General features: G+C 69.8%; 12 protein-coding genes and 2 tRNA genes. 5 read left to right on the plus strand and 9 right to left on the minus strand.

Annotated elements, in window-relative coordinates:
• The 6 genes from gltX to KBZ04_RS11315 all read right to left on the minus strand — a co-directional run.
• Window positions 1-1,149 (minus strand): glutamate--tRNA ligase (gene gltX / locus KBZ04_RS11290; protein WP_254992025.1); only part of this gene is annotated, 1,149 nt, incomplete at its 3' end.
• Window positions 1,150-1,173: 24 nt separating this feature from the next.
• A tRNA-Asp gene (locus tag KBZ04_RS11295) sits at window positions 1,174-1,247 on the minus strand.
• A 272-nt stretch (window positions 1,248-1,519) separates the two neighbouring features.
• Window positions 1,520-1,708 (minus strand): hyperconserved protein Hcp, encoded by a 189-nt coding sequence (locus KBZ04_RS11300; RefSeq protein ID WP_006043540.1) that lies wholly within the window; start codon window positions 1,706-1,708, stop codon window positions 1,520-1,522.
• A gap of 36 nt (window positions 1,709-1,744) precedes the next feature.
• Window positions 1,745-1,817: transfer RNA gene (locus KBZ04_RS11305), tRNA-Trp, on the minus strand.
• Between the two features lie 65 nt (window positions 1,818-1,882).
• Window positions 1,883-2,377 carry a 50S ribosomal protein L19 gene (gene rplS, locus KBZ04_RS11310; protein ID WP_254992026.1) on the minus strand — a complete coding sequence of 165 codons (495 nt, stop codon included), beginning with the start codon at window positions 2,375-2,377 and terminating at the stop codon, window positions 1,883-1,885.
• Window positions 2,378-2,419: 42 nt separating this feature from the next.
• The gene (locus KBZ04_RS11315; RefSeq protein ID WP_254992027.1) at window positions 2,420-2,764 is read right to left on the minus strand and encodes a peptidase; all 345 of its coding nucleotides are present in this window, start codon (window positions 2,762-2,764) and stop codon (window positions 2,420-2,422) included.
• 61 nt (window positions 2,765-2,825) lie between these two features.
• Between KBZ04_RS11315 and map the strand changes: the two genes are divergently transcribed.
• On the plus strand, window positions 2,826-3,686 hold the full coding sequence (gene map / locus KBZ04_RS11320; RefSeq protein ID WP_254992028.1) for a type I methionyl aminopeptidase: 861 nt from the start codon (window positions 2,826-2,828) through the stop codon (window positions 3,684-3,686).
• A gap of 21 nt (window positions 3,687-3,707) precedes the next feature.
• On the opposite strand, the gene KBZ04_RS11325 is transcribed toward map, so the two are convergent.
• Window positions 3,708-4,424 carry an NAD-dependent epimerase/dehydratase family protein gene (locus tag KBZ04_RS11325; RefSeq protein WP_254992029.1) on the minus strand — a complete coding sequence of 239 codons (717 nt, stop codon included), beginning with the start codon at window positions 4,422-4,424 and terminating at the stop codon, window positions 3,708-3,710.
• A gap of 63 nt (window positions 4,425-4,487) precedes the next feature.
• On the opposite strand from KBZ04_RS11325, the gene KBZ04_RS11330 reads away from it, so the two are divergent.
• Complete coding sequence (locus KBZ04_RS11330; protein WP_254992030.1) at window positions 4,488-5,594, plus strand: phosphotransacetylase family protein; 1,107 nt, start codon at window positions 4,488-4,490, stop codon at window positions 5,592-5,594.
• A gap of 39 nt (window positions 5,595-5,633) precedes the next feature.
• Window positions 5,634-6,146, plus strand: coding sequence for a DNA recombination-mediator protein A (locus KBZ04_RS11335; protein WP_094583973.1), 513 nt, complete (start codon window positions 5,634-5,636; stop codon window positions 6,144-6,146).
• On the opposite strand, the gene KBZ04_RS11340 is transcribed toward KBZ04_RS11335, so the two are convergent.
• Window positions 6,143-6,649, minus strand: a complete 507-nt coding sequence (locus KBZ04_RS11340) for an NfeD family protein (RefSeq protein WP_254992031.1) — start codon at window positions 6,647-6,649, stop codon at window positions 6,143-6,145. The genes KBZ04_RS11335 and KBZ04_RS11340 overlap by 4 nt on opposite strands.
• Window positions 6,650-6,707: 58 nt before the next feature.
• Here KBZ04_RS11340 and KBZ04_RS11345 point away from each other — a divergent pair, with 58 nt between their 5' ends.
• A complete protein-coding gene (locus KBZ04_RS11345) occupies window positions 6,708-7,622 on the plus strand; it encodes an SPFH domain-containing protein (RefSeq protein ID WP_254992032.1) in 915 nt (304 codons plus the stop codon).
• Between the two features lies 1 nt (window position 7,623).
• Here the strand turns inward: KBZ04_RS11345 and KBZ04_RS11350 are convergent, their stop codons facing one another.
• Window positions 7,624-8,112, minus strand: a complete 489-nt coding sequence (locus KBZ04_RS11350) for an MAPEG family protein (protein ID WP_254992033.1) — start codon at window positions 8,110-8,112, stop codon at window positions 7,624-7,626.
• 60 nt (window positions 8,113-8,172) lie between these two features.
• Here KBZ04_RS11350 and KBZ04_RS11355 point away from each other — a divergent pair.
• Window positions 8,173-8,476: DUF520 family protein (locus KBZ04_RS11355; RefSeq protein WP_254992034.1), on the plus strand; the 304-nt coding region annotated here is incomplete at its 3' end.

An 8,476-nucleotide genomic window follows, 5' to 3' on the forward strand; every position in this document is an offset into this window, starting at 1 on the left:
GGGGGCGGCCTGGTCGACCCCGTCCACCAGCAGGCTGAGCGCGGGTCCGAGCAGGGTGCAGAGATCCTCCTGCCAGGCGGCATCGGCGCCGACGCCCTCGCCCCAGCCCCGGGCCTGCCAGAGGGGCAGCAGCCGCTGGCGCAGCTCGCCGGCCGCCAGCCCGTGCAGCACCTGGGCGTTGAGCCAGTTGAGCTTGTCCCAGTCGAAGCGCGCCCCGGCCCGGTTCACCCGCTCGAAGGAGAACACCGCCGCCGCCTGCTCGAGGTTGAAGCGCTCGCCGATCCCCTCCGGCGGCGACCAGCCCAGCAGGGTCATGTAGTTGACCAGGGCCTCGGCGGTGTAGCCCATGGCGCGGAAATCGCCCACGGAGGTGACGCCATCGCGCTTGGAGAGCTTGCGGCCCTCCTGGTTGAGGATCAACGGGGTGTGGGCGAACACCGGCGGCGTCAGCCCCAGGGCGGCGTAGAGCAGCAGCTGCTTGCCGGTGTTGGCGATGTGGTCCTCGCCCCGGATCACGTGGCTGATGGCCATGGCGGCGTCGTCCACCACCACCACCAGGTTGTAGAGCGGGTCACCGATGGCATCGGCGGGGGCCCGGCGGGCGATCACCATGTCGCCGCCCAGGTCGCTGCCGGCCCAGCGCATCTCGCCCCGCACCAGGTCGTTCCAGGTGATCGTGGCGCCGTCGTCGATGCGGAAGCGGATCACCGCCTCGCGGCCCTCGGCGATGTAGGCCTGCTGCTGCTCGGGGGTCAGGTCGCGGTGCAGGTTGTCGTAGCGGGGGGCCCGGCCCTCGGCCTGCTGGCGCTCCCGCATCGCTGAGAGCTCGGCGTCGCTGGCGAAGCAGCGGTAGGCGTGGCCGCTGGCCAGCAGCTGGGCGATGGCCTGCCGGTGGGCCTCGATGCGCGCGCTCTGCACCACCGGATCTTCATCCCAGGTCAGGCCCAGCCAGCGCAGGCCATCGAGGATGTTGTCGGTGAATTCCGGCTTCGACCGTTCCCTGTCGGTGTCCTCGATCCGAAGCAGGAAGGCGCCCCCGAGGTGGCGGGCGAACAGCCAGTTGAACACCGCCGTGCGGGCGGTGCCGATGTGCAGGGTGCCGGTGGGGCTGGGGGCCAGGCGAACGCGTACGGGAACCGTTGCGGGCACGGAAGCGGCTCCAGGTGGTGAGAACGGGACTGACGGGGCTCGAACCCGCAACTTCCGCCGTGACAGGGCGGTGCTCTAACCGATTGAACTACAGTCCCAGACCGTCGTTCGAGGCTCGAATCGCCCCGAGGGGTGGATCCGGCGCCGATGGGCGATCGCGACGGCGTGGACGCCGACCAAGGAAGTATCCATCGTCACCCGTCCCACCGTCAACGCCACGCCGTCAACGCCGCCTGTCCACGCCGGCTGGTGCGGTCAGGACGCCGATCGGCCACACAAAAAGCCCCGTGCAGGGCACGGGGCAGATGGGGATGTTCAGCTGGGACGGCAGGCCTGGACTGGGGCGCGATGGCGCCGGAACGCCCTGGCCTCAGGGGCGGAAGCCGGCGGGTTCAATCAGGCGCACCTGGTTGCCCCTGGCGGTGAATTCCCGCCCCTGGTCGCTCTGGACCACGACCCGACCTCCGGATTTGACCCGGATCACCCGGGCCCGAACCCAGCCAAGGGCCGCTGATTCCAGCACCTTGACCACATCACCGGGTTGTAGATCCAACTCCATTTCCGGAACCACGAGACTACAAATGGGACCATCGAACGCGCCGTGGAGGACTTGAACCCCCGACATCAGGTTTTGGAGACCTGCGTTCTACCAACTGAACTAACGGCGCAAGGCGATGGTCCCTGGAAAGCGTGAAAGGGAGACACGGGCAATGAAATCCCGAGAATCCAGGCTTCAGCGATCGAAGCGCTGTTTGACGCGAGTGGCTTTACCCACCCGGTCACGCAGATAGAAGAGCTTCGCCCGCCGCACCTTACCGCGCCGCTCCACCTTGACGGAAGCGACCTGGGGGCTGTGCAGCATGAACACCCGCTCCACGCCGATGCCCTGGAAAATCCGGCGCACGGTGATGGTCTGGTTGAGACCGCAGTGACGCTTGGCGATCACCACGCCCTCGTAGGGCTGCACCCGCTCCTTGTTGCCTTCCCGGATCCGCACGCCCACCTTGACGGTGTCGCCCACGTAGATCTCAGGCAGGTCGCTCTTCAGCTGGGCCGCTTCGAACTCGTCGATCAGGGCCCGGGCGCTGAGCTTGCCGGTGGTCACCGTCACCGTGGTGGCGGCAGTTGCCGTCACGGGTTCAGCCGCAGTTTCCGCTTCCACCGACTGGGGCTCCGCGTCTGGGGTTTGTGGGTCCACTTCCGTGGACGGATCGATCTCGGTTGCCATCCCTGTTCTCGGAGCGCCAGGCCAAACCAACACCTTACCGCCTCAGGTGACCCCCTTCCCCCCACTCCGCCGCCAGCCCCGCTGCAACCGCTCCCAGGCCATGAAGCCTCCGGTGATCAGCATCCACAGCAACCCCAGGCCGTTGAGCAGCACGTAGAGCGACTCGCCCACCTCGCCCACCCAGCCCTGAAGCCATTCGCCCTCGTGCAGCACCATCAGCGGATGGGCCTGGTCCCGGCTCAGCCCACCCCAGTCGCGCAGCAGCCGGTAGGCCACCCCCGTGACGGCCGAGAGCAGCAGCGGAGCGAGCACCAGCGGCGCCAGCCAGGCATGGGCCTGCCGCAGGCGGACCCCCCAGGAGGGGGCGGCGGGGGTGGCTTTGGACACGGGGAACCGACGACGGGAGGGACGCCATTGATAACTTGATTGTCCGGCCCGTACCCCTCGCATGAACCTGTTCGCCGATCTGCTGGCCAGCACCAACGGCGTCAAGGGCGGCGGCACCCCTCTCACCCAGGCCGGCCCCCGCATCCAGAAGGGCCGCCGCGGTGTCGAGGTGAAATCGGCGCGGGAGATCGCGATCATGCGCCAGGCCAGCCGCATCGTGGCCACGGTGCTGCGCGAGATCATCGACATGGCCGCCCCGGGCATGACCACCGGCGACCTCGACCGCCACGCCGAAACCCGCATCCGCGCCATGGGGGCCACCCCCAGCTTCAAGGGCTACCACGGGTTCCCCGCCAGCATCTGCGCCAGCATCAACAACGAGGTGGTGCACGGCATCCCCAGCGCCAAGCGGGTGATCAAGGCCGGCGACCTGGTCAAGATCGACACCGGCGCCTATTTCGAGGGCTTCCACGGCGACAGCTGCGTCACCCTCTGCGTCGGCGAGGGGGTGCCCGAGGAGGCCCGCCGCCTCAGCCGGGTGGCCCAGGAATCGCTGATGAAAGGCCTGGCCACGGTCAAGGCCGGCAGCACCCTGCTGGAGCTGGCCGGCGCCGTGCAGGACCACGTCGAGGCCCACGGCTACGCGATTGTCGAGGACTACACGGGCCACGGCGTCGGCCGCAACCTGCACGAGGAGCCCTCGGTGTTCAACTACCGCACCAGGGATCTGCCCAACATGCAGTTGCGGGCCGGCATGACCCTGGCGGTGGAGCCGATCCTCAATGCCGGCAGCAAGGCCTGCCGCACCCTCAAGGACCGCTGGACCGTGGTGACGGTGGACGGCAGCCTCTCGGCCCAGTGGGAGCACACCATCGTCGTCACCTCCGACGGCTGCGACATCCTCACCGACCGCGACTTCTAGGTCCGGCCAACACTGCCGCCCTCACGGCTTCCTGAGCAGGCCCACGTAGGCCCAGCGGCCCAGGGTGGCCAGCGGCATCAGCAGGTAGGTGAGCGGGTTCGGCGTCACGATGATCAGGCTGCAGTTCCAGTCGGCCTGCCGCAGGATCTCGCCGGCCACCCAGTCGGCCCCCATCACCCCCACCGGGTTGAGGGCGGAGCGGAAGGGTCCCAGCACCAGCCGCCGCAGCCGCAGCGTGCGGGCCAGCTCCGGTGCCCGCAGGCTGAGCAGCTGGCCCAGCAGCCGCTTGCTGATTTCATACAGGGGGCTCACGGCCGGCTGGATCTCCGCCTCCGAGGTGTTCACCCACACCTCCGCCCGCCGCGCCCCCTGGCGTCGCTGCGCCACCGCGGCGAACAGCTCCAGCAGCCGCCAGGCGCTCAGGGCGTTCACCTCCAGGGAGCGCTCGGTGGCTGCGGCGCTGCAGTCGCCATGGACGTTGATGCCGTGGTTGATCACCAGCACGTCCACCTGCGCCAGCAGGGGCTCCAGGGCCGCCTCCTGGCCCACCTGCCAGTGCACCTGGCGCAGGGGGATCGGCTGCCCGTCCGGCCCGTCCAACTGCAGCGGGGCGCTGCTGTGGCAGAGGGCGATCAGCTGGGCGCCGCGGCCGTGCCAGCGGCGCAGCAGGGCCTGGCCCAGGGCGCCGCTGGCCCCGGTGATGGCCACGGTGAGGGAGTCGGTCGACGGGGCCGGCATGGGCTTGCAGTGGACGTGCTGCCTAGATTGCCCCGCACCTGCAGGACCCGGCGAGGTCAACCCATGTCCATCCCCCTGCTGATCGGCTCCTGTGAACCCTTCAGCGGCAAGTCGGCGGTGGTGCTCGGTCTTGGCCGCCAGCTCGCCCGCGCGGGCGTGCCGCTCGCCTTCGGCAAGCCGCTGGTCACCTGCATGGACGACCCGCTCGACAACTTTCCCGACGCGGCGCCGGACAACCCCCTGCTCGATCCCGATGTCCGCTTCATCGGTGACACCCTCGGACTGGCCCGGGAGCAGCTGATCCCCTCGCTGCACGTGCTGGAGCCGGCGGCCGCCCGGGAGCGCCTGCTGGCGGGGGACCTGACCCCCGGGGAGGGCCTGACGCTGCTGCAGCGACGCATCCAGGACGACGCCGATCGCCTGGTGCTGCTGGAGGGGGCCGGCAGTCTCAGCGAGGGCCAGCTCTACGGCCTGGGCCTGGTGCAGCTGGCCCACGCCCTGCAGGCGCCGGTGCTGCTGGTGCACAACTGGAGCGACAGCCGCAGCGTCGATGCGTTACTCGAAGCCCGGCGCCAGCTCGGCGATCTGCTGGCCGGTGTGGTGCTCAACGCCGTGCTGCCCGACATGGTGCCGGACGTGCGGGAGTCGGTGGTGCCGGCCCTGGAGCGGCTGGGCATTCCGGTGCTGGGCGTCATGCCCCGCAGCCCCCTGCTGCGCAGCGTCACGGTGGAGGAGCTGGCCCGCCGCCTCGTGGCCACCGTGCTCTGCTGCCACGACGGCCTCGACCTGCTGGTGGAGACCCTCTCGATCGGCGCCATGAACGTCAACTCGGCGATGGAGTTCTTCCGCCGCCGCCGCAACATGGCGGTGGTGACGGGTGCCGACCGCACCGACATCCAGCTGGCCGCCCTGGAGGCCTCCACCCAGTGCCTGATCCTCACGGGGGCCGGCGAACCCCTGCCCCAGCTGATCAGCCGCGCCGAGGAACTGGAGGTGCCGGTGCTCAAGGTCGAGCACGACACCCTCACCACCGTGGAGGTGATCGATGCCGCCATCGGCCACGTGCGGCTGCATGAAGCGGTGAAGGCCACCTATGCGATCCGCCTGGTGGAGGAGAACTGCCACTTCGAACGGCTGTTCGGCCGGCTGCGCCTGGCGGTCCATGCCTGAGGGCGCTGCTAGTTTCAGGTCGTTGGTTGTCGATAACGGGTGACCCGGTCCCTAGATCTTCCGGCCCTGGACCGGATCGATACGCTCGCCCAGGAGCTGGCCATGCTCCAGGACCGGGGCAAACGCAGAATCGCTTTCCTCGGCAGCCGCCATGTGCCGGTGGTGTCGATCCATCTGGTGGAGCTGGTGGCCCGCTCCCTGGCCCAGGAGGGCCACAACCTGATCACCTCCGGTGCCCAGGGTGTCAATGCGGCCGTGATCCGCAGCGTGCTGGAGGTGGATCCGGCCCGGCTCACCGTGCTGCTGCCCCAGAGCCTGGAGCGCCAGCCGGGCGAATCCCGCAGCCAGCTGGAGCGGGTGCTGCACCTGGTGGAGAAGCCCGAGAACGACGAGCTGCCGCTGCCGATGGCCAGCAGCCTCTGCAACCAGGAGATCATCAACCGCTGCGACCAGCTGATCTGCTACGCCTTCCACGACAGTGAAACCCTGCTCTCCAGCTGCCGCACCGCCGAGGACATGGGCAAGGTGGTCAGCCTGATGTTCTTCGACTAGCCGAGGCCGTTCGAGCCCGGCAGCGACTCCGGGCGCGGCAGCACCTGCAGCCGCGTCCCCTCCCGGCCCATCACCGTCACCTGGGCGCCGGGGGGCAGGAGCTGGTCGGGCGCCAGGTTCTGGGCGGCCCAGCTCTGGCCCTGCCAGCGCACCCGGCCCTCGCCGTTGGCATCGAAGGCCGTGGTCACCTCCGCCAGCTCGGCCCGGTCGCCGGGGGGGATCGCGCGCGCCTGGCGCCCCGCCGACCAGCGCCGCATCCAGCCGTAGCCGGCCCCCACCAGAGCGGCGAACAGCAGCACCTGGACCAGGGGCGGCACCACCGGCACCAGGATGGCCACCAGCGTGAGCAGCAGGGCGGCCACGGCCCCCACCAGCAGCAGGCCGTCCGCGTCGGCGCCCACCAGCTCCAGCACCAGCAGCACCCCCGCCAGGGCCAGCCAGAGGATCGGGGGTGCGGGCATCGGCAGGGGGCGAAGGGGCGGTGGCGAGGACAACGAACGCAACGGCACCGTTGGCCTTCCCCCCCATCCTGCCTAGCGTGGCGCCAGTGAAGCAGGCTGCATGGAAGCGCTCATCATTCCGGTGCTGGTGGTGCTGGCCGGCCTGGGCATCAGCGGCGTCAAGGTCACCAGCAGCAGCCGCTCGATGCTGGTGGAGCGCCTCGGCAAGTACGACCGCGAACTGCGCCCCGGCCTGTCGCTGGTGATCCCCGGCCTGGAGCGGGTGGTGAGCCACGAATCACTCAAGGAGCGGGTGCTCGACATCCCGCCCCAGCAGTGCATCACCCGCGACAACGTCTCGATCGAGGTGGATGCGGTGGTGTACTGGCAGCTGCTGGAGCACGCCCGCGCCTACTACGGCGTCGACAACCTGCAGGCGGCCATGGTCAACCTGGTGCTCACCCAGATCCGGGCCGAGATGGGCAAGCTCGACCTCGACCAGACCTTCACCACCCGCAGCGAGGTCAACGAAACCCTGCTCAAGGAGCTCGATCAGGCCACCGATCCCTGGGGCGTCAAGGTGACCAGGGTGGAACTGCGCGACATCCAGCCTTCCCAGGGGGTACAGCAGGCGATGGAGCAGCAGATGACCGCCGAGCGGGAGAAGCGGGCGGCGATCCTGCGCTCCGAGGGGGAACGGGAATCCCAGGTGAACGCGGCCCGGGGCCGGGCCGAGGCCCTGGTGCTCGATGCCAAGGCCAAGCAGGAGGCCGTGCTGCTCGATGCCGATGCCCAGGCCAAGCAGCAGTTGCTGCTGGCCAAGGCGCGGGCCGAGTCGGCCACCCAGCTGGCGGCGGTGATCGAGGCCCATCCGGCGGCGGGCGAGGGCCTGCGGCTGCTGCTGGCCAAGGACTGGATGGCCATGGGTCAGCAGATGGCCGCCGCCCACGGCGGATCGGTGCTGATGGTGGATCCCCAGAGCCCGGCGTCGCTGCTGGCGGCGCTGAAGGGGCTGCAGGAGAAGGGCGGCAGCTGACTCAGCTGCGCAGCACCGCCCGCAGCCCTTCGCTGTACATCAGGGCGGTGCAGAGAATGCCCCCGGCCCAGCAGAGGCTGCGCACGGGCGGCAGGTTGGCCACGTAGGCCGCCAGGTACCCAGCCCGCAGCAGCGGGTGCAGCCAGGCCGCCAGCGCCAGCCAGGGGGAGGCCGCCAGCACACCAGGGGCCACCACCAGGCACAGCAGGCAGGCGGGGGCATGCAGGGTGAAGGCCTCGAAGCTGTTCTGGTGGGCCCAGTTGGCCCGCTTGCCCCAGGCCGGCAGCCGCTCGAACATCGCCCGCGGTGCGGCCAGGTCGGAGGGTTTGAAATCGGCCTGGGAGCGGGCGGCCCCCAGGGGGATCAGGCTGAGCACCACCACGGCGCCTGAGAGCACCAGCGACCAGGCGAAGGGTCCGCCGGCGGCCACCGGCAGCACCGGCAGCGCGATGCTGGCCGCCAGGAGGGGGCTGAGCAGGGAGGTGGCCATCGGGACAGGGCGGCAGGGGTCTCTTTTCTAGGCTGGCGCTGCCTTGCCTTCGCCCGCCCCATGGCCGACAGCTATTCCTTCGACGTCGTCTCCGACTTCGACCGCCAGGAGCTGGTGAACGCCGTCGACCAGGTGCGCCGCGAGGTGGGCCAGCGCTACGACCTCAAGGACTCCAACACCGAGATTGAGGTGGAGGAGGCCAGCCTGACGATCACCACCGCCAGTGACATGACCCTCGACGCGGTGGTCGACGTGCTGCGCCAGAAGGCCACCAAGCGCAACCTGTCGCTGAAGATCTTTGATCTGCAGACCCCCGAGCCGGTGGGCGGCAATCGGGTGAAGCAGGTGGTGAAGCTGCGCAAGG

This window comes from Cyanobium sp. N5-Cardenillas (assembly GCF_024345515.1).
In the GTDB taxonomy this organism is placed as follows: domain Bacteria; phylum Cyanobacteriota; class Cyanobacteriia; order PCC-6307; family Cyanobiaceae; genus Cyanobium.